Source organism: Paenibacillus sp. FSL M7-0896, assembly GCF_037975415.1.
Lineage (GTDB): Bacteria > Bacillota > Bacilli > Paenibacillales > Paenibacillaceae > Paenibacillus_AQ > Paenibacillus_AQ silagei.
This window is the reverse complement of the sequence record NZ_CP150250.1, coordinates 1,017,633-1,041,143: the sequence shown is the minus strand read 5'-3', so window position 1 is coordinate 1,041,143 and position 23,511 is coordinate 1,017,633. Positions and strand designations below refer to the sequence as shown.

The following is a 23,511-nucleotide window of genomic DNA, read 5'->3' as shown; positions in this document are numbered from 1 at the left end:
TCCAATGTTGTTTTTGACGGGGACAACCTTGTCATGAAGATCAGTCAGATTTTCTGTGAGAAGTTTGTGCCTGGAGGTCACGCCAGTGCATAATTCATACGACTTGTAGCATTAGCCTGAAATGCAGAATGAGAGTCTAGACTGTTTTTCTTAAAATTATTTCAATAATTTCTTCAGTTTCTCTATGGTCAGTATCTATGTGTTCTTGAAATCTACTCTCATTAAATGTAGTTATACCTGCTTTTGTATGCTGCTGGTACCAAGCATCATAAGTGTTCCCTCGTTTTTCAATACGTTTTTTAATTGTGTTTTCGGATGCTAAGAGACAAAAATGAAAAACTTCTCGATCCATACTTTTAAAACCGTTGTAAATGTACTCGAAATTCACAGCTTTGTATATTGTCATAGGAACAATAAGATGTTTCTTGTACTTCTTCAATAATTCTTGAGCTGTCTTTACAGCAAGTATTCTCCATAATTCTATATCCTGAAAATCATCAGTTAGTTCCTCTTCATCTTCTGTAATGATCTTTCTTAACATATATCCAACTTCCTCAGGATCATAAATCATGCTATTTGGAATTAAGGGTTGAAGCCTTTGAGCAGTCGTAGTCTTACCAGAGCCAAACGCTCCGTTAATCATAATAATCAAGTGATCACTCCTGGATTTATAAATAAGTTGATTATTTACTCCTCAACCTCAAATATCGAATCAATAATGATGGGAAGATTGTCTCTAACCGAAACAGCTCCAAAGACTGAACGGGCATGAATACCTTTTTCTCCGAAAACATCCAGCATAAGATCAGAACAGCCATTTAACACTTTATGATGTTCTTCAAAATGAGCGACCGCATTCACAAAACCCTGAATTTTAACCACTCGTTTCACTTTATCCAGTGTATCTAAAGCTGTTTGTAGTACAGCCAAAATCTCAATCCCCGTTTGCCGGGCAAACTCATAACCTTCTGCGGTGGTATACTCCTGACCTAACTTACCTTTAGGCGTATCAGCAGGTCCTTTACCTGAAACAAACAGTAACCCATTTACTTTTACATAGTTTGCGTACTTAGCTGCCGGTTCGCTTGCATGGGGGAGAACGATTCCTAATGTTGCTAATCTACCAGCCACTGTTTGATCAGCCATTTTTCAATCTCCTCACTCATTAGATTTGGAAAAATTAAAGTGAATTTTAACGCTTTCATGGCATCCTATCCTCTACGTTTTTCAGCCTATCTTATCGCAGAGAACACCGAATCAGGTTCTACCACCGCTTAACCCAAACGGGCTCCAGGCTCGAGTAACCCATGGCTTGCAGCAGCTCCCAAGCATTCTCTATCGTATGCTGCTTTCCTGTGAGCCACAACTCAGGTTTTTCCCGTTGTATGTAAAGAATAAGCTCGGAAATATGTCTCGGTTTGCCTAGATGAATGGTGGTTTGGGAGTTGTTTTTGTATGCTGAAATATCATAAAACTCCCAGGAGGTGTGACGATCCTCTTCAGGTGGAGTGACTGCGAAAATGAGCGTGATTTTTGTGGTTTTATCTTCCTTGGGTGAAATATTTAACGTGAGGCGGGAACCGCCCACATGCCAGTATACAAAAGGCCGGTCTTGGACGGTTAGCTGTCTGATCTGAGTTTTTACCGTAGGACAATCCTCCTCATCATATCATTGTTGTATTTTAACATATTAAGGAATCACCGTCGTCCCAATCCCATTAGTAAATAGGGTATCTATCAGCTTGACCAATTCTTCCGACGACAGATCTTTGTCATTCCGTATCCACAGGCGAAACATCGACATTAGTGTGGATATGTAAAACTCAATGATATAGGGTGCTAAAGCTTCATTTGCCGGAAGGTCGACAATTAATCGTTCAAAAGGGATTTCTCTTTTCAAACGTTCGATAAAACGAACAGAACCATAGTCGCCCAAGAGGGCTTTCAGGATTGAAATTTCCTCTGCATTCTCCAGGCATTGAAGTGCGTCTTGGAAGGTATGTGTGGAGAACTCTCTGCTTGCCATTTCCTCTTTAATGGATCTAAAAACACGCTCTTCCACGTAATCCAACAACTCATAGATATCCGTAAAATATTGATAAAAGGTACTGCGGTTATATCCTGATCGCTTAGCGATCTCTTGGATGGTTATTTTTTCAATGGGTTTCTGGCTATATAAATCGCAGAATACATTGATGAAGGTTTGTCTTGTTTTATCCGTAATTTCAGGTTGCTTATTCATTATTGGCCTCCAGTTTCTGTACACCGATTACACGACAGATTTTAAAAATCTGATGGTTGATGGTCCTATAGCGCTTCTATACAATAAATTATACAACACGTTGTTGGATAATCAACAAGGATTAATATATAGGCTCAGGAGGCTAATATGCGAATTTTATTTTTCGGCAGAGGTGTCATATCGGTCCAGTATGCTTGGGCGATGGAACAGGCAGGGCATACCGTGGAATTTTACGTTAGAGAAGGGAGGAAAGAAACTTTTGGAAGCAGCATTAAGCTTGAAATGTGGGATGCACGAAAAGGAAAACAGCTCGTCAAAGAAAACTGGAACGTTACATTGCATGAGAAAATCAGTCCCGGTTATGACCTCATTATTGTGAGTGTCAACACGGAACAGCTTCCGGCAGCAGCACAATTATTATCGGCAGTTGTCGGGAGCACGCCTATCCTCATCTTCAATAACCTTTGGCAGGATTTGAAATCATCGATCTCGCCCCTGTCTATGAACAATGTGGTCTTTGGATTCCCGGGAGGCGGCGGTGGCATTGAGGACAACAGGCTTAGAGGCGGCTTTTTAAAAATGCTGTTTCTGGAGCAGCCACGGGCAGGCACTGAAGCTATTAATAACAAGGTCAAAGTGCTATTGGAAAGTGCCCATTTTAAAATTCGTTGGATCAAGGATATGCAAAACTGGCTCTGGAATCACTTCGCCATGAATGCGGCAATGGAAGCCGAGGTGTTGAGACTGGGAAGTTTTGCGGCAGTCTTGGATCATAGCGACTCCTTCGCAAATGTTGGCAGGAGTATGAGGGAGATGATTCCGGTAATAAAAGCCAGAGGCGGAAAAGCTGATGCGACTTCTCTGCTGCTGACTAAGATCCCGCCGGCACTTCTCGGCACGCTGTTTAACAAGCTGGTTTTTGCAAAGGGCAGCTTGGCGCGCCTTTTCATGGAATACAACAATAGCAAAGCAGGCTTTGCGATACATGAAGTTGTGCGGGAAGCGAAAAAGTTAGGTATACCTTTGCCTCGGCTTGCTGCGGCTTTGGAAAACAGTGGACAACACAAAGTAGAGGTATCAGGATAGGAGTGGTTTAAGCTATGTATTGAAACAGAGTAATTCTGAGTTCAATCCACGCACTCTACACACGTAGAGTGCGACTGCATCCAAATTAACAAATACATAAACACAAAACACTGCAAATAAGCCGGACCGCATACTTATGAATGCAGGCCGGCTATCTCTGTTTCCTTTACTTGACTAGGACCTCAGCGTGGTGCTCTCTTCCACTCTTCCAAGTGGACTCAGAGGCCCTTATTTCGCGAAAAATCCAACTTTTCCAGCATTCGCGGACTACAGGGCGCTTATTGATGGATATGCCACCTGAAAACGCCTCGCAGAGAGACAATAAGCGCACTACAGTCCGCCTAGCCGCAAAAAACAAGGTTTGTTTAAAAATAACGGCCCTCAGGTCCGCGAAGGAGCATGGAGCAGCAGAGTTGGGTAACCAGACGGGTTCGCTCCCTCAACAAGCGTATTTCTCAGGAGCCTTAAGCCGCCGCCCCTCCAATCCCCCACGAAGCGCCTCATTCCGCCCCCGCTCCCCCATCAAGCATTCATCAATACCTGAATGCGCTCCACATCCTGGCTGAATTTCTTCGCCAGGCGGGCTTTGCCGAGGTTGGACTTCACGATCTTCTGCATCCGCTTGTCATCCGTTACTGCGAACTTGGCGAGCATGCGGAAGCCTTGCTCGGGGGCGCGTTCCACGAAGACGCTGAGTGCGTACTCCAAACCTTTGGAGAGAACGCGGAATTCTTCCGCACCGTAGCGGGTCTGTCCGGCGGCAATCTGGTCCAGGATCTCCTCGGACAGCTCCAGCGCATACAGGACATTAGCCTGCTCCTTCAACATCGGCGGGTGGGCCAGGGCGGCGACGAAGGCCCGCTGCTCCAGCGCGTTAGCCGTGCCTTTCATGCCATCGAACAAGGCGCGGAGCGCGCCGAAGTCCTGCTCCCCGATGCGCTGCAGCGCCATCGCTGCCGCCTCGCGCATCCGCCAGCGGGCATCATTCATCGCCGCCCGGCAGCGCTCCAGAATGGTCTCCTGGCGGGCAGGCTCCGCATAACGGTAATAGCTGCCCATCGCCTGGAGCGCGCAGAACGGCAGGAACTCGCGGGGATCGTCCGTAGGCGCTTCCGCCTCCGTCTTGCCGGTCCACTCCACAAGCAGCTCCCAGGCTTCGCTGGCCACCCAGTCCGATGCCAAAGCATCCGCGAAGGTGGAAGCCGCGCCCAGATTCGCCCGGGGTCCCGGCAGGTTCGACTCGCCCATGAGACGCTGCTCCAGTTCCCCGAACCTCCCGGCCTCCTGAAGATCCTCATAGAAGACGTTTTTGGTTACTTTACTATTCATCTCAGTACCCCTCCATCATTTTGGAAAAGCCATCTTGATCTGCTCCTCGCAGAACTCCTTACATACATTGTTGCCCCAGAACAACCCGTGGAAACGCGTCAGCGCGATGGTGTCCTCGCGGATCTCCACCAGCCCTTCCTTCACGAACTTGTCGAACAGCTCGGGGAAATGCTCCTCCGGGAAAACGCCGAATTTGCGGCGGAACTGCTGGCGGTCAATCGCTGTACGGCGCAAGCCCATCGCCAGGAACTGGTTGGGCAGATCCTCTGCCTTCACTTCGTAGCCTAAAGCAATGGGCAGGTCGCCGGATGTAATCTTTTTCACATATTCAGGGAGTAATTTCACATTCTGGTAGGCATACCCGCCCACATCGCCGAACGCCCCCAGTCCCACAGAGAGCAGGTCCAGGTAATCGTCAAAATGCTTGCGGCTATACACATGATGGCCTCCCGGCCGGACGAAATCATAAGTCGATTCCACCGAATAGCCCTGCGACTCCAGATAACGGCAAGCCTCTATATACATCTGCTGCTCCAGCTCAAGTCCGCCGCAGGCCGGAAGCTCGCCGCTGGCAATGCGCTTCGCCAGACCGAAGCCGGGAATAATCTTCAGCGGAAACAGCGTGACATGACCGATGTCCAGCTCCACTACCTTCGCCAGATCCTCAAGCCATTCCTGCATCGTCTGGCCCGGCAGATTGTACATCAGATCCAGGCTGACGTTCGCGATGCCCGCCTCTCTGGAATCCTGAATCGCCCGCAGGGAATCCTCCCCGGTCTGAAGCAGCCCAAGACGTCTGCCCAGCTCATCGTTGAACGTCTGCACCCCGAGACTGATCCGGTTCACCCCAAGCGCCTGAAGCAGCTTCAGCTTGGCAGCGGTGAACGAGGCGGGATTGCCCTCGAATGTGATCTCTTCGATATTATGCATAGGAAGTGTAGCCTGTAGCTGCTCGAATAATGCGGTAATCTCTTCCTCGTCCAGCACGCTTGGCGTCCCGCCGCCGATATATAGCGCCTCCACGGAGCAATTGCGGATCTGCGGCGTCATCCCGTACATCTCCAGCTCGCGGAACAGTGCAGCTAGATAATCCTTGCGGGCTCCCTGCTCGTTGAACGCCTTGGGGTACGGGCAGAACGGGCAGATCGAGTCACAGAAGGGAATATGTACGTAGACCAGCTTGGAGCTTGCCGTGGCTTGATTCAAGTTCATGAGTGACGGCAGCCGTTTGCTGTCCTCTGGCGACACCGGCGTGTTCCCCATGGGATAGTGCCCTATCCCGATCTCCCGGAACGGGTACACAGGCTTGTTCATTCTATCAAGTCCTTCCTCCAATTGAATTCATAAGCATATCTTTATAGATGTGGCGTGATGCGGACAGAGCATCGGTGAGCAGGTCAGCGCTGTAGTCCTTGGACTGGTAGTAGGCTGGAGCAAGCAAGTTATCCTCAGCCCGGATCACCTGCTCCTGTAGAGCGATATGGTAGAGTGCGGTGTGAGGGTAGACACGAATGCCTTGGCTGGCCAGAATATACACAGGGTTCATCTGATTGACCACCTGGACCGTCTCTTGCACCGTCTCCGCATCCTCTCCCGGCCCGCCGAACAGCAGCGATACCGAATAGGGAAGCTGATAGTGCTCCAGCAGGTGTCCCAGCTCAACAAGCTGCTCCGTGGTGAATTGCTTGCCCATCCGCCGGAGCATCTGCCGTGAACCCGAGTCGGCCCCGATGTCCACGAAGCGGCAGCCGTTCTCCTTCAGCGAGCGGATCAATTCCTCCGTAACTTGAGCCGGGGTCAAGGCGCAGCTCCATTCCAGCGAGGGGCTTGTGCAGCCGATCAGCTTACAGAACTCCACCGTCTCCTCCACCTCATGATTGAACACCCCGTCTACAAAAGTGATGTTATGCACCTGATAGTCATTCTCCAGGATCTTCATATCTTCACTGAACTGCTCCGCAGGAATCCGGCAGGCACCGGCATTCATGTAGCCCTCCGAGCAATAGATGCAGTGCCGGCTGCAGCCTCTGGAGGCCTGGTAGCCCATCGAGGCTTTTTTGATGCGGGGATTCGGGATAAAATACTGCGGAGCGAACAGCGGCTTCGGCGGAATACGGCTGTACACCGGATGATAGGCGGGATCTGCATTACGTACCGTTCCTGTCTCCGGGGCTTGCCCCCGCTCGATCTCACGGGCCAACCGTACCGCTTCCGCTTCGCCCCCGCTCCCTTTGATGCCGTAATCCGCCCCCAGCTCCTTCACCAGTTCGCCCGGCATTACCAGCATTGCAGCCCCGCCAAGCAGTACCTTGGCTGAACTGCAGGTACGGCATACCTGCATGACTTGCTGTAAGAAAGAGAGATAGCTCTCCGGTTGCTGGATCACCTGATTATCGATGTTGCGCACCGAAAGGCAGATCAGATCCGCTCCGGTGACCCGCAGCTCCTCGCGGAGCGCCTCCAGCGGCTCAGCCACAAAAGCCAGATCCAGAAAGCGTGCCTTAAATCCGGCAGCCGTGAGGGCCGAGTAGACCATCCCCGCCCCGACAGGCAGGACTGGCAGCGGCTTCAGCAGCGTATTCGTAGACACCACCAGTATTCTCATGCTTCACTCCACCCGCTCTTCCTCATTCAAATGAACATCCAGTCCGGGTTGCGCTCCCGGTACGGCGCACAGATACTGTTCGCCTGCTCCAGGCTCAGCTGCGGGGACATGAAGAATTTCGGATGAAGCAGCTCATCCGGCTCCGGCGAACCTGCATAGCTGTACATATCGGTGGACGGCAGAATACGGATGCCGAACAAGCCGAAGATGCGCTGCACCGCAAGCTCCTCCATCAGCTCCAGCGTCTCGTGCAGGGTCTCCGGCGTCTCCTCCGGCCCCCCGATCAGCAGGCAGAAGCTGAAGTCCAGCGCCTGATCGCGGCAGAGCTGGACCACCGATCGGATCTCGGCCTGCCGGAAGTTTTTCTTGAACGACCTGAGACAGATATCGCTGCCTGAATCAATGCCGAACTCCACCTCCGTACACCCGGCCTGTTTAAGCAGCCCGGCGAATTCTGCCGTAAAGAACCGCGGATTCAGGAAGCAGCCCCAGGATAACGGAAGTGTCCGCCCGATCAGCTCCCGGCAGATTTCTTCGGCATGCTCCAGGGGATAGTTGAACACACTGTCCACGAAATCAAATGAGCCGATGTCATACTGCACCACCATCTGCTCAATCTCATCTGCCACCCCCTTAGGCGACCGCAGGCGGACGGCCCGGCCCTCCAGTGACGGGTAAGCACAATAGGTACAGCTTAGCGCACAGCCCCTTTTGGTCAATACATTATGACGGACCCTACGCTCTACATCATAGCTGTGCAGAAACCCGCTGCGGCTGGGAAAATACTCCTGATCCAGCTGTTCAGGCGCATACGGCGACCAGTAATTCCATTCCCCGGCCCTTGTCCTGAACATGAGCCCGCTTACTGCGGATGGCACCTGCCCCGCTTCCAGCTGGCTAAGCAGCTCCACGATGCTGTCACAGCCGTCACCGACAATGCCGTAATCGGCTCCCGTCTCCTGCAGCCACTGCCGGGGCAGGAGTGAGAAGCCCGCCCCGCCCAGAATGATTCCGGCCCTGCTATTCCATTCCCGCACCCAATCCACCATCAAGCAGACCTGATCCACGAAGCTCCGGGGATACTGCATGCAGCAATTATCCAGGTTACGGATCGACAAGCCGATGTAATCGGGCGCATAGGCGTTAAGGTAATTCGTAACGGCCTCCCGGGTGTACTCCAGCTGAGTCATGTCCAGCATGCCTGCCTCCCAGCCGGAAGCGACAAGACTGGCGTGAATATAGCTAAGACCCAGCGGGAATACAGGGGGCCGCTTCTCCGTATTCGCCGAGATCAGCAGCACTCTGCCCATGCTCACTCCCCCTTAAGAAAAGTGAGCGCGGCAGCAGCTACGTCTTCGCCCGCCTCAAGAAACATAAAGTGTCCAGCGCCTGGAACCGAATGCATCCGGGAGTCCGGCAAATACCGGTTCAGCTCCAGGGCCTTGTGCAGCGGCGTAATCCGGTCCGCCTCACCGGTAATAATCAGCGATCTCTGCCGGATGCCCTGAAGGATCGGCCGGAGATCGGGATGCTTGATCTGAATCATCAGACGGTGGGTCGCGGCAGGCAGCCGGGACCAGCCCTCCAGAATCTGATGCTGAACCTCCTCATGGCCCTCGGTGAAAAAATACGGAACCGCCGCCGCATTCGTCTGCCGCACAGCATCCGGCGTGATCTCTTCCCCGTGTTCCGGCCGCTTGAACGGAACCGCGAAGGTGGCGGCGGCCCCCATCAGCACCAGCTTCTTCACCCGGTCCGGCTCACGCGCAGAGAGCAGGAGCGCAAGCGTGCTGCCCAGGGAATGCCCGATGATCGAGACCTGCTTCAGCCCCTGCTCATCCAGCAGCCTGAGAATATCATCAACCATGTCCTCCAGGGTGAAGGCCGGACCGGCGTATTCCGATTGGCCGTGTCCGCGCAGGTCCGCGCGGAGCACCTGGTAATGAGGCTCCAGTGCCCGGGCCAGGTCCCCGAAGACGAGCGAAGAGTCCCGGTTGCCGTGCAGACACAGCACGGCCTCCCCGGCGCCCTGCCGGCTATAAAATAAAGGTATCCCCTTAGTCTTCAGCATGTAGTGTGTATCCTCCCTTGAACTTCCCGGCCGGGCCGCTCATACGACAGCTTCCTCTAGATAGTCCACGACCCGGTCTATATCCCGGCCGTCTGCTTCATCGACTGCAAACAACCTCCACTCCCCGGGGCTTCTGCCTACCAGAATAGCCGGCTGTCCAGGCGCCAGGGTGCAGCGTGAGGCCAGCTTATCCTCCCAGTCATAGTAGAGCATGAAGCCGGGAACGGTCTGGCTCGTCTTCTCCTTCACGAATTCATGCGTGATGAAGTGGGGCAGCTGCCCGACTCTTGCAATCAGCGCACAGTCTGCGCTCCCGCCGAACTGCTGCTCCAGCTGTTCCAGCAGCGGCCCGCAGCGGAGGCTGGCCTGCTGATCACCGATAACGAAGATGCGCGGCTGAATCGAAGCCAGTTCACCGAGCGTAACCTCCTCATCCCGGACGTCCTGCACAGTGAAGGCAGACCAGACTTCAGCCTGCACCCCGCGTTCCTGACTCGGCTCCATAGGGTCCTGGCTCGGCTTCATAGCATCCTGCCCCCCGCTTCCCTGCTCTCGCCCTGCCCCCGACTGCCCGGGAAGGTCGAAGTAAGAGAAGCCCAAGGATGAGGCCACCCGCATCCCGACCGCCCGGGCCATCATCTTCGCCTCTTCCGCTTCTTCAATCGGCTTGCTCCAGGAGCGCTTGCGGATACCCGGCTGGCCGTCATATTCAATCAGGCTGATGCCCGCGCTGGCAATCATCGACAGCTTGATCGCCGTGAAGCAGGGCATCAGCGAGGCCAGCGCCCATTCATGTCCCGGTCCCGCTGCGACAACAATCTGTCCGGCGACCTTGCCCTTGAACGCTTTGCCCTTCACTCCGGCTACCCGGTCATAATTGTAGTACTCGAAGTCCAGATCCTCGTCACTGCACGGCTCGCAGCGGTCGATCCAGTTCTTCCAGACGGCCGGAAGCGAGAGCGCATAGACCGGGGAGGCGAAGACGAACCCGTCCGCCTCCTTCAGCTTGTCGTACAGCTCCGCCAACTGGTCCTCCGGGTCCTTCAGCAGGTGGCAGTGCTTGCCGTTCATGCAGTTACCGCAGCCGTCACAAAGCAGAATGTTGTAATCATTCAGCCTCAGCAGCTCCGTCTGCACCCCCTGCTCCGCTGCGGCTTCAAGCGCAACGGAGAGCAGATATTCGCTGGAGCTGTGATGCTTCTTCATGGACCCGGCAAGCCCGATGATCTTCTTCATCCGGCTGCCTCCTCTAAGTCCAGCTCAGCCGTATCGAAGCCCAGAGCCCGCAGATCGCTAAGCGCGAACATCCGGAAGTCTGCCGGGGTGCACAGTACATTGGCCTTGGCGACATCCTGCCGTAAGACCTGGGCACTTCCCCGGGCAGCCGCCAGCTCCTCGGCCTTCTTCCGGATCTCAGGCCCGGCCATATCGCGGATGAACTCAGGCTTGCGCCCAATGACCGCGCCTAGAAGACTCTCGCCCTCCGCGCTCCAGACTGCCTTCGCCCCGGCCGCTGACTCGAAGAAGCTTCCCGAAGCAAGCGCCGCGAACAGCTGCTCGAATTCCTTCAGCGCCTCATCCCCGGGCTTCGCCATGGACACGGTCCGGCTGGCCCATTCAGCACAGTAGCCGCACTTGTCACAGTCCATCCGGTCGCAGCGCTTCGAGCGGAAGCCCTCCAGGAAGCCTTCCATACTCTTGTTGTCGATGCTGGCCTGGAAGCTGAACAACAGGCGGTAGACCTGTCTCATTTTGTCAGACGGTGCGAAATCCTCCTTGATGTTCTTCGAGAAGTTCGGCATTTCGAAGTCAGCCTCGGCCATCCGCGAATTAAGCAGGCTAAGCAGGTTCCCCTCATACTTCCGCTCGGAGTAGGACTGCGCAGTCGCGGCAATCTTCTCCGTGGTCTTCATCCGCTCGGTCAGCTTGAACTTGTGGTAGCCCAGCTCTTCATAGATATACATGTCCTCCGGGCGAATCCACTGCGACTTCAGCAGCTCCTCCGGGTGCTGGAGCTTACGCTCCGTACAGCGCAGCATATAGTAATCCAGCGCGAAGCCGTCCGTCACATGGTTACACTGCGAGGCATGGCTCTGAAAGTTCGCATGATTCTGGCGCATCGGGCAATCCAGCATACAGTCATTGGTCGCAATGAGCTGATAGTCGAGGCGGGTATTCTTGCTCAGGCTCTCCAGGAAGGCGAAGTCACGGTTCCGGCTCTCGGGCAGGGTAATCTCGCTGACACCCTTTTCCTCGAAATACCGGGCTTGTCTCAGCGTATTCACATTAGCAAAGGTAGACAGGCTGATCTTCACATCCGGCAGCGCGGTGCGAACCATATCAATCAGCATCGGGAGCGATACCGTCACATATTCCGGCTGCAGCGTGCCGATCCATTCCAGCAGCTCGCGCAGGCGGTAATGGAAATCCTTCGTGGTCTCCAGGTTATCCAGACAGGTAGCGTTCAGCAGATAATTGAACTTGAACCCGTAGGCATGCAGCAGCTTCACATGCTCCTCCACCCTCGCCCGGTCTATGGTTGGCAGTGCAAAGGTTGGTCTTCCGCCGCCCACCAGATCTGAGGACAGCTTGCCATAGAAAACATCCACATGCGAATCCTTCAGCAGGATAGGCAACCGGTCATCAAAGTTCGTGCCGACAGACAGCTTCATCCCTTCAGCTCCTCTCCGGCAGCCTCAGCCGGCTTTTGTCCGCGTGCCAGCTTCACACGGCTCTCGAAGGTCTGCTGGTTCGCTTCCGAGAAGAATTCCTTGCAGACGTTGTTGCCCCAGACAATACCTCTCGCGGACAGGCGGATCTCATGCTCATCCGTTTCCAGCAGGCCTTTGGCTACCAGCTCATCGATCGTCGTACCGAAGACCTCCTCCGGCTGGAATCCGAACATGCCGGTGAAATCCTTCCGCTTCACGGACAGCATCCGCAGGCCCTTGGCCATCATCCCGTGCATCGCTTCCAGATCATCCGCCTGGCTGGCGATGAAGACGGACAGGAGCTGCTGCTGGAGCCGGTCACTGTACTCCTGGATATCTCCCTGGTTGATATACATCAGCTTATTGACATAACCGAAGGCGGCCGGGCCGTGCGCGAACAGATCCTTCTGCTGGGTATAGTACAAGAGGACATGCCGGTCCTCGAAGCCCGGCTTGGCGAAATCCCACACGCTGTACTGGACATACCCCTCTTCCTGCAGCAGCAGCTTGGCCTCCAGGTACATATCCACTTCCAGCTCGACGCTGCCGGTTGGCGGAATCTTGCCTTCCTTGATCATTTTGAACAGTGCTGTGAAGGGTACTACACACAGAGAGAATACCGTGATATGGTCGATGCCGAGCCGCACCGCTGTTCGCACATCCTCCAGCCACTCCTCCATGGTCTGCTCAGGCAGGTTATACATCAGATCGATGCCAATATTCTCGAAGCCTGCTTCCTTCGCTTCCTCCAGCACCTCGAAGGCCCGCCGGGAATCATGGCTCATCCGCAGATGATGCCCCATCTTGTCATTGAAGGTCTGGATGCCGATGCTGATCCGGTTCGCCCCCTGGGCGCGGATGGCCTGCATTTTCTCCAGCGTCAAGGTTGCCGGGCTGCCCTCGAAAGAGATCTGCGCATCCGGCGTCACCCGGTAATTCGCCTGGACACTCTTTAGCATCTCCACCATCCGTTCAGCCGACAGAGCCGAAGGCGTTCCGCCCCCGAACGTCACTGCACTGATCGTGGACTGCGAACCATACGGGGAAGAGGCATAGATGCCGATTTCGGCCTTGACAGCCTCCATGTACTGCTCCACCTGCTTTTCCTGATAGGCCATCTTGTTGAAGGGGCAGAAGATGCAGACCGAGGCGCAGAAGGGAACATGGACATAGACTGCGCCGACATTATGCGCCGGAGGCTGGTCACCAAGGCCCATTGTTCCGTAAATATCAGCCGGGGTAACCTCGGTCACAGGATTGGGGTAGTGGGATACGCAGATAGGATCTCTGTGAGGATAGATATTATAAAAGCGCTCGTTGGACGTTTTAACTGCCATGATGAACACCCCGCTTGGCTTCCACAGCCGACATTGCCGCAGCAAGGCCCGAGGAGACCGCCTCAATCCCTGCCACCGGCAGACAATTCATCACGGTCTCTGTCACTTCCTCCGCGCTCGCACCCAGCTCATAAGCCTTCAGCGCATGCAGCCGGATGCCGTAGGTAGAACGGTCTGTAACTACGCAAGCCAGCCGGATCAATTCCCGCACCTTAGGCTCAAGCGTCCCTGTATCCTCAATCGACTTGCACATGCTATCAAAAGCGGCCCCTACCTGCGGATTAACTCTCATCAACATATCGCTCATCAGCTATACCCTCCTTATGATTGAACCGATTGTACCGGGCGTCCCTTAGCCAGCTTCATCCGGTGCTGCAGCCCGTAATCCGCATATTTTGCGGAGAAAAATTGCTTGCTCACATTGTTGCCCCATATAATGCCATCCTCGGTCAGGCGAATCCCTTCGGCATCCTGAATCAGCAGCCCGTCCTGCACCAGACGCTCTATCGTCTCCGGGAACAGCTGCTCCGGCTCCTGCCCGAACATCTTCACGAACTCCGCACGGTTAACGGACAGCATCCGCAGACCCTTGGCCATGGCCCCGTGCGCCAGCTCCCGCTCATCCGCCTTCTCCCCGCAATTGACCGGCAGCAGCCCGTCCTGCACGCGGGTCATATATTCATTCAGATTGCCGCTGTTGATATACATATAGCCGTTGATGATGCCAAAAGCGGCCGCGCCGATCCCGATCATATGCGACTGCTCCGAGAAGTATAGGGTGGCGTGTCGGTCCGTCTTGCCCGGCTTGGCGAAATCAATGACGCTGTACTGCTCATACCCGGCTTCCAGCAGCATCTCCTTGGCGATGGTATACAGCTCGATCTCCCGGTAGACATCCCCTATGCCCGGAATCTTCCCTTCCGCTATACGCGAGGCAATCTGCGTATGCGGGACCACACAGAACGAGATTACGCAGATATGGTCAATCTCCTGCTCAATGGAGGTGAGGATATCCGCCCGCCATTGATCCAGCGTCTGACCTGGCAGATTGTACATCAGATCAATCCCAACATTCTCAATACCGCTGTTACGCGCATTCTTCACTAACGCGAACGAGTCCTCCACACTGTGGTACAGTCCCAGCACCTCGGCCAGCTCCTCCTGGAAGGTCTGCACGCCCACGCTGATCCGGTTCAATCCCTGCAAGGCCAACGTCTCCAGCTTGTCAGCGGTGAAGTTCCGGGGGTTGCCTTCGATGAAGATCATGGCATCGTCGTCCACACGGAAGGACTGCTTCATATATTGCAGGAGTCCGGTCAGCTCTTCCGAGGACAAGCAGGAGGGTGTCCCGCCGCCGAGATTAATAGACGAGACGGTAATGCTGCTGCCAAATGGCGTAGCTGCATAGCTGTCCATCTCCTGCCGGACAGCGGCCAGGTAGCGGTCCACCTGATCCTTCCGCTTCAGATAACGGTTGAACGGGCAGAACGAGCAGGTGGCATCGCAAAAGGGAATATGCAGATACAGGGCTACCGGCGTATCCTTGGTATTCACCTGATCCAGCTCCATCAGCGACCGGACCTCAGGCTCTGTGTGCTGTGAGACAGGCACCGGATAATGCGAGACGCAGATCGAATCTCTCTCCTTGAACATTTCAACGTATGGCTTCGCATTATTCATATGGAGCGGTCTCCCTTCATTTGGATTGCAGCATCCGGCCTGCATATGGAGAATCTTCGGACGGCTCCACCGGGATGCGGCGGATTTCCATAGTCATCTGGTTGCGCATATCCGGGCAAGCCGAGTGTACAATATTGCCCTCCGGGTCCCACGGCAGCTTCGCATCCATGTTCAGCGCCAGCAGCATCGGGAAGACCGCATGAAAGGCCGTTCCGCAGAGATTGCCTGCGTTCAGCGGGGAGACCTTCATGACATCCCCTTCCTTATGCCCTGCCCGGCAGTGCCCTTTAACGCCTGTTACCTTGAGTTCAAATTCATAATTCATCCCTAATTCCTCCTCATATAATATGTGATTCGTTTCACTTGCACTGAAATGCGCTACTCGATAATCGCTACTGCCCGTACCCAGGACGCACCGGCCTGCCTGATCTTGATCGGAAAGCAAGCCACCTTGAATCCGTAGGGTACCGGAATCTGCTCCAGATTCGCCAGGCGCTCCATGTGGCAATACGTCTGTTCTCTGCCCCAGAAGTGAGCGGGGAACAGATAGGCGTTATCCCCGGTCCGCTTATAATCACTGATCATATGCTTGAACGGACGGTCGAACCCGTAGCTGTCGATGCCCATCAGCCTAATGCCTTGGCCGGTCAGGAATGCCGTAGCCTCCCTGCTCATCCCCGGATAATCCGTGAGATACTTGGAGGTCCCCCAGTACCGGTCCGCACCTGTACGGATCAGCACAATATCCAGCGGCTTCAGCCGGTAACCGATTCGCTCAAGCGCCTGCTCCACATCCTGCTTCTCAATCGCCCCGCCCGCCTGGATATGGGTGAAATCCAGCACCACTCCGTCGCCGAAGCACCACTCCAGCGGCACCTCGTCAATGGACGCTGCCGGCGCTCCCTCACTCCTGGAGCCGAAGTGCAGGGGGGCATCGAAGTGGGTTCCGGTATGAGTGGACGCGGTGATCATCTCCATATTCAGGAACTCTTCGCCCGGGAAGTCCTTCCGGCTCCCGTCGAATTGGCGGGCGAAGCGGTCCGCCCCCTCCTGATGGCCGGTCTGCTCGAACCCGTACGGGGCCAGCTCGCCCGGATTCTGCTCCATAGGCACACTTAAATCAATGAACTGAACTGCCATGTCCTCACCTACTTCATAATTCTGAGTGCGTTGCGTCCCAGGATGTTCTGGACATCCTCCCGCTTGATCTCCTTCACCCCCATCATCAGCTTCATGGGCAGCGGGATCACTACCTTTTGCATGTAATTCAGCACCTCGGCGATGTTCGGGGTAACCGTCCAGTCCGAGCCCCAGAGGATCTTGTGGCTGCCGCAGACCGAGATCATCTTGGCCAGCTCCATCCGGAATACCTTCGGATTATTGTGAATCAGGATATTGGCTACCGCCGTGATCGTCACATACATATTGTCGTGTCTGCCGACCATGTAATAGCACAGGTCATTCCAGGGATGGCCCATATGCTCCACAATCAGGGTCAGGTCGGGAAAATCCACAGCAACATCATCGAGCAGTATCGGGTAGTTATGCTTCATCCGAAAAATACTGCCCGGCGTAATTCCGGTATGCACGCTGACCGGAACGCCCAGCTCGCTGCACCGCTCATACAGTGGATACAGCAGTTCACGGTCGTTCAATACGAAGCCCCCATAATCATTGGGATTCAGCTTGAAGCCCTGCATGCCCAGCGTCTTAATGGCATAATCCAGCTCCGCCAGCGCTTCCTTCCCCTTATAGGGATTGACGCTGGCGAAGCCGCGCAGCTTGTCGGGGTGGGCGCGGACCGCCTCGGCGATTTTCTCATTGGACAGCACCTCATAGCCGTAGACATCCTCGAAGCTCAGCTGATGAACCCAGCTCATGGCGATCTGATTCTCGTCCATACAAGCAAGGTAATCCTCCAGCATATTGTTCTCGTCCACGAAGCCGTCTCCGCCAGCGCCCACCATCTTTTTCAGATATTGCAGGTCATCGAAGCCCTTCTGCTTCTTGTAATCCGGGACGGTCCCGGCCGCGGCCAGGCTAAGCTCCAGGCTCTTATTCTCCTTGACGGCGAAATGGGCATGGGTATCTACAATCACAAGATCACTCTTCACGTTTGTCTTCTCACCACTTTGCTTAGAATTGGTATTGCCTAGAAGGGAGGTCAGACCTCTCTGTGCCCGATCTCCGGCCTGGGGGCCAGCGGCGCTGTAGCGAAGACCAGCTCCAGCTCGCCCGGACCCTCATTGACTACCCGGTGCCGCTCACCCCTCCGCGCAATGAACAGGCTATTCTCCCGGATGGCATGCGGAATATCCTCAATGAACGCCGTTCCCCGGCCCCGGACGACGTAGACATTCTCTTCGCCGTAATCATGAAGATGCTCCTTGATCTCTTCTCCCGGCTGGAGCAGGACATGGCCCATGATCAGCTGGGTGGATCCGACTGTCGCCGGACTCGCCAGCACGCGCATCTGTCCTCCTCTGGAATGAACCACCGGCACTTCATCCATATGGACCACTGTTTTCGTGTAGACCTGGTTCATACTGCACCCCTTATCCCGCAGATTTATATTCGGTGACGTCAGCTTGTTCCTTCTTGCCAAGGCTCAGTGAGATCAGCAGCGTCAGCACCATCAGCCCGGCGGCCACCAGATAGCTGGGATGCGTTCCGATTCTGCTGTAGAAGAATCCGCCAAGCGTGGACCCCAGCGCAATCCCGACCCCCTGAAGGGTCCGGAAGGTTCCCAAGGCCGCGCCCATCTCCATCGGATTAATCTTAATGACCTTATCCGTAATAATCGTATTGACCAGGGTAATAATTGGCCCTTCCGTAAGTCCGATCAGGGCATATCCGAAGGTTAGCAGCCAAGGATTGAAGTCAAGTGCATACAGCAGCACAAGCGCTCCTACACAGATCGACTGGGCCCAGATCAGCGGTGCATGTCTGCCTACCTTGTCTGAGATCCAGCCAACGAAGACTGCTCCGAACGAGGCTACTGCTTCATACGGAATGAAGAGCAGGCTGAGCAGCACCAGGGAGATATCCTGTTCCTTAGCCGCGAACGGCACCAGGAAGGTGGTGAAGACCCCCACCATGAAGCACAGGGTTCCGACAATACCCGCCAGCAGAATTTCGCGGACGCCCAGCCATTTGAAGGAGCTTTTGAAGGCTTGCCCGATGCTTCTGCTTGTATTCTTGACCCCAGTCTCCCTCAGCAGCACCGTGGTAACCAGCGTGGACAGCAGCAGCAGTGAAGCCAACACCGCGAAGGAGGTATGCCAGCCGAAATAATTGCTCAGCAGGCCGCTAAGCACATACCCCAGCACCGACCCGGCACCGATGGCCCCGGACACAATGCCCATCGCTCTGCCCCGCTCCTCGGGCTTGCACACATCCATCACCACCGCGAAGATCGGTGTGGACACGAAGCCTCTGGCGAAGCCGAACAGCAGCCACCCCGCCGTGAACAGCAGGACTCCGTGGGATGCAGCTACCATGAATACGGCCACGGCCGACAGAGCCATGGAAGCGATAATAATCTTCTTCCGCCCGTAGCGGTCCGCGAACACGCCGGAGGGAATCGACAGAAAGGTCATCACCAGCGAGGCAATCCCCGCTATCGTTCCAATCTCACCGGAGGTCATGCCGAGATCACTGCTGATCAGGGGTGCGATGGGGAAGATGCTGACCATAATTGAAAATACAAGTAGAATGTTGATGGCCAAAAGTGTGAATATTTTGTTGTTGCTCATGTGACTCGTCCTCCTCACAGTCATTGACTGCTCTCAATAATGATGAATGCAGCAGCATAATCACCGTGATGGCTGATGCTTACATGGATGGAATCCTGCTGCTGTACATAAGGCTCCAGGCTGCGGCTGCGGACCAGATAGGGCTGGCCGCCGGGATGGTTAAGGAACTCCAGCTCATTCCAGTCCAGCTCACAGTTCATTCCGGTGCCGATGGCCTTCAGCAGCGCTTCTTTGGCGGCGAATCTGCCAGCCAGGAAGTGTTCTGCATGTCTTTTTTTACAGGCGAACAGCTCCCTCTCTTCCATGGAATAATACTGCTGTACGAACAGTTCACCGCATTTCTCCAGCATCTGCTCGACAAAGCTGATACTGACCAGATCCATGCCGATCCCTCTAATCATGCCTTCAAGGCAACGGCTTCGATCACTTGAGCTACAGAATATGTCTTAAGCACCCTACTCTCAATGAAGATGCCAAACGCCTTCGCAAGTGCTGTAGAGACCAGCGCCAGCTCTGTTGAATCCAGGGCCAAATCGTCATAGAGCCGCGATGATTCGATAATCTCATCCTCAATGCCAATATCCTCAATGATTGCTTTTACCTTCTCGAATACCATTAGATACACCCTCCCGGTTAAGTTAATGTGCCTTAATGTTCATCCTTCACAAGCCTTCAGCGTTCACAACCAGTGCCGAAGAGACACCCCCCCTCCCTCTGGACAGAATCAGCGAAGACTCCACAGCGATCCGGCGGCTGATCCCAGGCACGAAGTTCAAGCCATTGTCTTGAACCGATTCTGCCAGATACGGAAGGCCGGGCAGCTCCCCGTGATTCATAGCCAGCACGCTCAGTGCGACATCGAACGCTCCTGCCGCTCCAATCGTGTTGCCGAAGACGGTCTTGGGGCAGCCCGCCCACTTGGCTTCTGTACTACTGCCGAACACCTCCTGAATGGCCGAGCATTCAATTCCGTCTTCGCGGGCGGAGGCGGCCCCATCCAGCGACAGATAGCCGATCCGCTCCGGCTGCGTCTCCGAATGCCCGATTGCCAGCCGGATCGCCCTGGCACACTGCGCTATACTCTCCTCAGGCGGGGCGGCGGCTTGGCCGTCATTCGTGAAGCCGAAGCCCTGGATGCTCGCCCGCACCCGGCGGGACGCCTCGCGCTTCTGGAGGCTGCGCTCCGATTCGAGGCACAGGAATGCGGCTCCTTCAGCCAGGGCCAGCCCGCTGCGCCCCTCCACGAACGGCCGGTATGCCGTCTGCGGGCGGTCCGCACTCAGATTCAGCAGTCCCTCCGTGTTATAGAAGGAGAGCGCCCACGGATCGAGCGGCGTCTCGGCTCCGCCAACGATCGCCGCATCGATAATCCCGTTGCGGATGGCTCTGGCCGCATAGGCAATGGCGAGCAACCCGCTGCTCCGGTCGGCGATTACCGTCTTGCTGTAGCCCTTGATGTCGAAGGCCAGGGACATATGCCCTTGTGCCGCCGCAGGGAACCAGTTGCTCGCCAGATTTGGGTCAATGAAGGGCGCCCCTTCGGTATGGAGGACACGCAGGCCATTCCGTGCACTCTCCCAGCCGCCCGAGTTGTTGCCGACGAAGATGCCGATCCGCTCGCGGCTCATCTGATCAAGCTCCCAATGCGCATCATCCATGGCATCCTTCGCAGCCAGAATCGACATGACAGAGAAGCGGGAGCATTTCTTGAGCAGACGCTTCGAGATGACCTGCTCCGGCTCCATCCCGCGGACTTGTCCGGCGAAGGGAGGCGCGGTACCAGTCGTACCCTCAAGCTGGAGCGGAGTCATATAATTACGGCCGCTCAGGAGTCCTTCCCAGAAGGCCCCGGCACTATTTCCGCACGGCCCCACCATCCCTACTCCGGTTACGAATACTGTATTCTTCATAGGCTGCACATCCATTGTTCAGTCTGAAGCTTGCCTGCCCGGTTGCTGTATTCGTTCGCTGCCAGAATCATCGCGGAGTGAATCCCGGAGAATCCGCTGGCATTGGTCAGAATATGGTACAGGTCGCGCTGGATCGCTTGCTTCGGCACATAATTCAGATCACAGGCAGGGTCCGGCTCGTCCAGATTGGCGGTTGGCGGGATATAACCCTCGTTCAAGGCCAGCAGGCAATGCACAATTTCAATGGCACTCGCTGCCGAGAGCGGATGACCTACCATGGATTTCGTGGAGCTGATCGGGATGGAGTAGGCGAGCTCTCCGAACGTTCTTTTATAAGCGGCGGTCTCAAAAGCATCATTCTGCGGAGTCGAGCTGCCATGTGCGTTGATATATTGAATGTCCTCCGCTGTCAGGCCCGCGTTGCCCAGCGCCTCGTTCATCGTCAGACTGAGCGCATCCCCATCCTGTGGCAGATCGGTCATATGAAAAGCGTTATTCGTACTGGCGAATCCGGTCACCTCGCCATAGATCGGCGCCTGCCGCCGGAGCGCATGCTCCAGCTCCTCCAGCACCACGACGGCACACCCCTCGCTGAGAACGAAGCCGCTGCGGGTCTTCTCAAAAGGTCTCGAAGCCCGCTGCGGGTCATCGTTGAACCTGGAGGTCAACGCACCGATGGCATCGAAGGAGGAGATGGTCATGGAGCTGACCGGTGCTTCCGCTGCGCCGCAGATCATGACGTCATGTTCCCCGGCTATAATCGACTCATAGCCATATCCGACAGCATCAATGCCGCCCGTGCAGCCTGTGGACATGACCAGTGCCTCTCCCTGAAGCCCGAATTCATGCGCCACTTCGAAGGCAATATAAGAGAACATGCCTTTGCGGTACAAATCCTCCTGACAGAGTCCATGATCAATCGGCCCCTGCCCGCCCTCCGTCATCCGCAGGAAGGTCTGCTCCGAGAACGGGGTGTCGGCAATCGCATTGGCGATGCAGACCCCGGAACGCTCCCGCAGCTCCTTCGTGAACACAAGCCCCGCATCGGCAACCGCCCTTATCGCGGCGTTGACCGCCAGAATACCCGGCCGCCCCATGCCTGCCCGCTGCGCTTCATCAGCCGTCCGGCCCAAATGCTCGAACTGCGGTATTGTGCCGGTAACGCGGCTTTTCAACGCCATATGCTCATAGCCCTGCAAGCGGTCATATCCCACCTTGCCCTGCAGGCTGTTCCTCCAGAACTGCTCCAGCGTATTCCCCAGCGGGGTAAGCAGCCCCATGCCAGTGATCACGACTCTTTTTCTTGTCACATTCTCCATATAAGCCCTCAGCTCCGAACCGTTTGCTTCTCGATATTGTGCTTGATCGCCGTCATCTGCTCCTTGGTCGTGCGGTTCAGATGCGCTTCCACCTGCTCCCCGGTCAGCCCGCTTGCCGGATCTACCTCGAATTCCTGAATCCAGGTCATATACGTCCCTTCGTCCTGCTCCTCATAGAGCCATTCGAGATTCATATGCTTGAACGGCAGCAGCGGCGCCAGGCGTCTGGCCGTAATCCGGAAGTTCGGCCGGTCCAGCCAGCGTTCAGATTCCCACGTGCGCGAAGGCCGGTTCCCCTCGGGATGTGTCGTCAGCTCAAACCGGATGTAGGCCTCCCCTTGCTCCAGCACCCGCGTTTCCTTATATTCCGTGAATAAATCTGTCCAGTGCGCAATATCATTCGTCCGCTCAAATACGGTGATCCGGTCTGCGTGAATCCAGATACTGTTCTGAATCGTTGCCACTCCATATGCCTCCCCATTCGTAATAATGACATCGTAACGCCTAAGCCCGGAAGGGGACATAACCCGGCTGTTAAGCTTGCGTTAATTTACAGTTATTGTTTATTTATGGGAGGATACGGAAGAGTGCAGTCTATGTGTTTCCCGGGCACAAAAAAAGACCTGACAGAACTCTGTCAGATCAATGGGTTCACCGAATATCCGATCCCCCGGCGAAACAGGATGATGTCGCTTCGTCCGGAGATGATCTCGATTTTGTGCCTCAGCTTGTATACGTACTGCCTCACAATCTCAGGGGATGTATACCTGTCCCATAGCTGGTGCAGAATCTGCTCGGTGGGGATGTACTGGCCCTGGCATTCCAGCAGCAGCTCCAGGAGTTCGAACTCTTTACAGGTAAGCTCAATGACGAATTCTCCGACCTTCAGGGATTTGGAGTGCAGATGAAGGGCGATATCCTTGATTTGTCTGGTGTGGTGTGTGTGAGGGGCCAGTCCTTCGTCGAACCAGCAGCGCAACCGGCTGAACAATTCCTCCTGGAAGCCGTTGCGCTCGAAGCTGCTGATGTACATATGATTGGAAGGAAAAGGGACAGGGGTACCCTGCGCGCTGATCTCTTCTACAATGAAGAATATTCTCAGCGTAAGCATCTGTTGCAGATACTGCATCGTGTGAATGAAGCCCGGGTTGAAATCAGGGGTGCTGATCACTACACCATCCAGCTGTAGGCCTTCCTTCACAATATCGACCAGCGCCTCCAGCTCCTTGAAATGCAATACCTTACAACCGTACTCCTGTGCAAAAAAAGAATGAACAATTTTAAACCTGCAATCCTCACAAGGCTCTGTGGAATCTGCACAACACACCAGCGCAACACGCATGAACTTCTCTCCAATCCCATTCTTCTCAAAAACTACCGGTTTCACAAAGATTACATTTTCTATAATATAGTATTTTTTGGGATATAAAAGGAAAAATATCATAGCTTCTTACTTGAAAAATGAA

At 54.9% G+C, this 23,511-nt stretch carries 26 protein-coding genes; 1 reads left to right on the top strand and 25 read right to left on the bottom strand.

The features are described 5' to 3' along the window. Window positions 1-136: 136 nt before the first annotated feature. From MKY12_RS04330 to MKY12_RS04315, 4 genes are all read right to left on the bottom strand, one after another. The gene (locus MKY12_RS04330) at window positions 137-643 is read right to left on the bottom strand and encodes an AAA family ATPase (RefSeq protein ID WP_339314772.1); all 507 of its coding nucleotides are present in this window, start codon (window positions 641-643) and stop codon (window positions 137-139) included. 44 nt (window positions 644-687) lie between these two features. Then, window positions 688-1,146: a RidA family protein gene (locus MKY12_RS04325; protein ID WP_339313031.1), complete on the bottom strand. Its 459-nt coding sequence runs from the start codon at window positions 1,144-1,146 to the stop codon at window positions 688-690. Between the two features lie 118 nt (window positions 1,147-1,264). Continuing rightward, entirely contained in the window at window positions 1,265-1,588 is a 324-nt protein-coding gene (locus MKY12_RS04320) for a hypothetical protein (RefSeq protein WP_339254137.1), read from the bottom strand. A 102-nt stretch (window positions 1,589-1,690) separates the two neighbouring features. After that, entirely contained in the window at window positions 1,691-2,242 is a 552-nt protein-coding gene (locus MKY12_RS04315; protein ID WP_339313030.1) for a TetR/AcrR family transcriptional regulator, read from the bottom strand. Between the two features lie 147 nt (window positions 2,243-2,389). Between MKY12_RS04315 and MKY12_RS04310 the strand changes: the two genes are divergently transcribed. Further along, a complete protein-coding gene (locus MKY12_RS04310; RefSeq protein WP_339313029.1) occupies window positions 2,390-3,328 on the top strand; it encodes a 2-dehydropantoate 2-reductase N-terminal domain-containing protein in 939 nt (312 codons plus the stop codon). A 522-nt stretch (window positions 3,329-3,850) separates the two neighbouring features. Here MKY12_RS04310 and MKY12_RS04305 read toward each other — a convergent pair. The 21 genes from MKY12_RS04305 to MKY12_RS04205 form a co-directional block, all read right to left on the bottom strand. Continuing rightward, a complete protein-coding gene (locus MKY12_RS04305; protein ID WP_339313028.1) occupies window positions 3,851-4,657 on the bottom strand; it encodes a hypothetical protein in 807 nt (268 codons plus the stop codon). A 15-nt stretch (window positions 4,658-4,672) separates the two neighbouring features. Next, entirely contained in the window at window positions 4,673-5,971 is a 1,299-nt protein-coding gene (gene hemW, locus MKY12_RS04300; protein ID WP_339313027.1) for a radical SAM family heme chaperone HemW, read from the bottom strand. 4 nt (window positions 5,972-5,975) lie between these two features. Beyond that, the gene (locus MKY12_RS04295; protein ID WP_339313026.1) at window positions 5,976-7,262 is read right to left on the bottom strand and encodes a B12-binding domain-containing radical SAM protein; all 1,287 of its coding nucleotides are present in this window, start codon (window positions 7,260-7,262) and stop codon (window positions 5,976-5,978) included. Window positions 7,263-7,288: 26 nt separating this feature from the next. After that, window positions 7,289-8,572, bottom strand: coding sequence for a radical SAM protein (locus tag MKY12_RS04290; protein WP_339313025.1), 1,284 nt, complete (start codon window positions 8,570-8,572; stop codon window positions 7,289-7,291). 2 nt (window positions 8,573-8,574) lie between these two features. Continuing rightward, entirely contained in the window at window positions 8,575-9,333 is a 759-nt protein-coding gene (locus MKY12_RS04285) for an alpha/beta hydrolase (RefSeq protein WP_339313024.1), read from the bottom strand. A gap of 39 nt (window positions 9,334-9,372) precedes the next feature. Then, on the bottom strand, window positions 9,373-10,569 hold the full coding sequence (locus MKY12_RS04280; RefSeq protein WP_339313023.1) for a flavodoxin family protein: 1,197 nt from the start codon (window positions 10,567-10,569) through the stop codon (window positions 9,373-9,375). Then, window positions 10,566-12,005 (bottom strand): U32 family peptidase, encoded by a 1,440-nt coding sequence (locus MKY12_RS04275; RefSeq protein WP_036723296.1) that lies wholly within the window; start codon window positions 12,003-12,005, stop codon window positions 10,566-10,568. The genes MKY12_RS04280 and MKY12_RS04275 overlap by 4 nt, the downstream gene beginning before the upstream one ends. Further along, complete coding sequence (hemW, locus tag MKY12_RS04270) at window positions 12,002-13,381, bottom strand: radical SAM family heme chaperone HemW (RefSeq protein WP_339313022.1); 1,380 nt, start codon at window positions 13,379-13,381, stop codon at window positions 12,002-12,004. Before hemW (MKY12_RS04270) ends, MKY12_RS04275 begins: the two co-directional genes overlap by 4 nt. Then, the gene (locus tag MKY12_RS04265) at window positions 13,371-13,688 is read right to left on the bottom strand and encodes a carboxymuconolactone decarboxylase family protein (protein ID WP_339313021.1); all 318 of its coding nucleotides are present in this window, start codon (window positions 13,686-13,688) and stop codon (window positions 13,371-13,373) included. Before MKY12_RS04265 ends, hemW (MKY12_RS04270) begins: the two co-directional genes overlap by 11 nt. Before the next feature lie 14 nt (window positions 13,689-13,702). Then, on the bottom strand, window positions 13,703-15,061 hold the full coding sequence (hemW, locus tag MKY12_RS04260; protein ID WP_339313020.1) for a radical SAM family heme chaperone HemW: 1,359 nt from the start codon (window positions 15,059-15,061) through the stop codon (window positions 13,703-13,705). A gap of 16 nt (window positions 15,062-15,077) precedes the next feature. Next, complete coding sequence (locus MKY12_RS04255) at window positions 15,078-15,386, bottom strand: TIGR04076 family protein (RefSeq protein WP_209878724.1); 309 nt, start codon at window positions 15,384-15,386, stop codon at window positions 15,078-15,080. 53 nt (window positions 15,387-15,439) lie between these two features. Continuing rightward, window positions 15,440-16,201 carry a cyclase family protein gene (locus MKY12_RS04250; RefSeq protein WP_339313019.1) on the bottom strand — a complete coding sequence of 254 codons (762 nt, stop codon included), beginning with the start codon at window positions 16,199-16,201 and terminating at the stop codon, window positions 15,440-15,442. An 8-nt stretch (window positions 16,202-16,209) separates the two neighbouring features. Next, window positions 16,210-17,175, bottom strand: a complete 966-nt coding sequence (locus MKY12_RS04245; protein WP_051477854.1) for an amidohydrolase family protein — start codon at window positions 17,173-17,175, stop codon at window positions 16,210-16,212. 50 nt (window positions 17,176-17,225) lie between these two features. Then, window positions 17,226-17,606: a cupin domain-containing protein gene (locus tag MKY12_RS04240; RefSeq protein WP_036723287.1), complete on the bottom strand. Its 381-nt coding sequence runs from the start codon at window positions 17,604-17,606 to the stop codon at window positions 17,226-17,228. Between the two features lie 10 nt (window positions 17,607-17,616). After that, entirely contained in the window at window positions 17,617-18,816 is a 1,200-nt protein-coding gene (locus MKY12_RS04235) for an MFS transporter (protein WP_339313018.1), read from the bottom strand. A gap of 20 nt (window positions 18,817-18,836) precedes the next feature. Continuing rightward, window positions 18,837-19,217 carry a holo-ACP synthase gene (acpS, locus tag MKY12_RS04230; RefSeq protein WP_036723284.1) on the bottom strand — a complete coding sequence of 127 codons (381 nt, stop codon included), beginning with the start codon at window positions 19,215-19,217 and terminating at the stop codon, window positions 18,837-18,839. Further along, on the bottom strand, window positions 19,214-19,432 hold the full coding sequence (locus MKY12_RS04225) for a phosphopantetheine-binding protein (RefSeq protein WP_036723283.1): 219 nt from the start codon (window positions 19,430-19,432) through the stop codon (window positions 19,214-19,216). Before MKY12_RS04225 ends, acpS begins: the two co-directional genes overlap by 4 nt. 46 nt (window positions 19,433-19,478) lie before the next feature. Further along, a complete protein-coding gene (locus MKY12_RS04220; RefSeq protein ID WP_339313017.1) occupies window positions 19,479-20,726 on the bottom strand; it encodes a beta-ketoacyl synthase N-terminal-like domain-containing protein in 1,248 nt (415 codons plus the stop codon). Next, window positions 20,723-22,036, bottom strand: a complete 1,314-nt coding sequence (locus MKY12_RS04215) for a beta-ketoacyl-[acyl-carrier-protein] synthase family protein (protein ID WP_339313016.1) — start codon at window positions 22,034-22,036, stop codon at window positions 20,723-20,725. The genes MKY12_RS04220 and MKY12_RS04215 overlap by 4 nt, the downstream gene beginning before the upstream one ends. A gap of 17 nt (window positions 22,037-22,053) precedes the next feature. Beyond that, window positions 22,054-22,509 (bottom strand): SRPBCC family protein, encoded by a 456-nt coding sequence (locus MKY12_RS04210; protein ID WP_339313015.1) that lies wholly within the window; start codon window positions 22,507-22,509, stop codon window positions 22,054-22,056. A 173-nt stretch (window positions 22,510-22,682) separates the two neighbouring features. Then, complete coding sequence (locus MKY12_RS04205; protein ID WP_162174671.1) at window positions 22,683-23,282, bottom strand: winged helix-turn-helix domain-containing protein; 600 nt, start codon at window positions 23,280-23,282, stop codon at window positions 22,683-22,685. Between the last annotated feature and the right edge of the window lie 229 nt (window positions 23,283-23,511).

Excerpts from the sequence above, each read along its gene's own strand:
- MKY12_RS04255 (WP_209878724.1), bottom strand. The coding sequence starts at position 15,386 with ATGAATTATGAATTTGAACTCAAGGTAACAGGCGTTAAAGGGCACTGC.
- MKY12_RS04250 (WP_339313019.1), bottom strand. The coding sequence starts at position 16,201 with ATGGCAGTTCAGTTCATTGATTTAAGTGTGCCTATGGAGCAGAATCCG.
- MKY12_RS04285 (WP_339313024.1), bottom strand. The coding sequence starts at position 9,333 with ATGCTGAAGACTAAGGGGATACCTTTATTTTATAGCCGGCAGGGCGCC.
- MKY12_RS04225 (WP_036723283.1), bottom strand. The coding sequence starts at position 19,432 with ATGGTATTCGAGAAGGTAAAAGCAATCATTGAGGATATTGGCATTGAG.
- MKY12_RS04330 (WP_339314772.1), bottom strand. The coding sequence starts at position 643 with ATGATTAACGGAGCGTTTGGCTCTGGTAAGACTACGACTGCTCAAAGG.
- MKY12_RS04235 (WP_339313018.1), bottom strand. The coding sequence starts at position 18,816 with ATGAGCAACAACAAAATATTCACACTTTTGGCCATCAACATTCTACTT.
- MKY12_RS04240 (WP_036723287.1), bottom strand. The coding sequence starts at position 17,606 with ATGAACCAGGTCTACACGAAAACAGTGGTCCATATGGATGAAGTGCCG.
- MKY12_RS04280 (WP_339313023.1), bottom strand. The coding sequence starts at position 10,569 with ATGAAGAAGATCATCGGGCTTGCCGGGTCCATGAAGAAGCATCACAGC.
- hemW (WP_339313022.1), bottom strand. The coding sequence starts at position 13,381 with ATGGCAGTTAAAACGTCCAACGAGCGCTTTTATAATATCTATCCTCAC.
- MKY12_RS04295 (WP_339313026.1), bottom strand. The coding sequence starts at position 7,262 with ATGAGAATACTGGTGGTGTCTACGAATACGCTGCTGAAGCCGCTGCCA.
- MKY12_RS04290 (WP_339313025.1), bottom strand. The coding sequence starts at position 8,572 with ATGGGCAGAGTGCTGCTGATCTCGGCGAATACGGAGAAGCGGCCCCCT.
- MKY12_RS04315 (WP_339313030.1), bottom strand. The coding sequence starts at position 2,242 with ATGAATAAGCAACCTGAAATTACGGATAAAACAAGACAAACCTTCATC.
- MKY12_RS04305 (WP_339313028.1), bottom strand. The coding sequence starts at position 4,657 with ATGAATAGTAAAGTAACCAAAAACGTCTTCTATGAGGATCTTCAGGAG.
- MKY12_RS04220 (WP_339313017.1), bottom strand. The coding sequence starts at position 20,726 with ATGAAGAATACAGTATTCGTAACCGGAGTAGGGATGGTGGGGCCGTGC.
- MKY12_RS04275 (WP_036723296.1), bottom strand. The coding sequence starts at position 12,005 with ATGAAGCTGTCTGTCGGCACGAACTTTGATGACCGGTTGCCTATCCTG.
- MKY12_RS04310 (WP_339313029.1), top strand. The coding sequence starts at position 2,390 with ATGCGAATTTTATTTTTCGGCAGAGGTGTCATATCGGTCCAGTATGCT.
- hemW (WP_339313020.1), bottom strand. The coding sequence starts at position 15,061 with ATGAATAATGCGAAGCCATACGTTGAAATGTTCAAGGAGAGAGATTCG.
- acpS (WP_036723284.1), bottom strand. The coding sequence starts at position 19,217 with ATGATTAGAGGGATCGGCATGGATCTGGTCAGTATCAGCTTTGTCGAG.
- MKY12_RS04325 (WP_339313031.1), bottom strand. The coding sequence starts at position 1,146 with ATGGCTGATCAAACAGTGGCTGGTAGATTAGCAACATTAGGAATCGTT.
- hemW (WP_339313027.1), bottom strand. The coding sequence starts at position 5,971 with ATGAACAAGCCTGTGTACCCGTTCCGGGAGATCGGGATAGGGCACTAT.
- MKY12_RS04265 (WP_339313021.1), bottom strand. The coding sequence starts at position 13,688 with ATGAGCGATATGTTGATGAGAGTTAATCCGCAGGTAGGGGCCGCTTTT.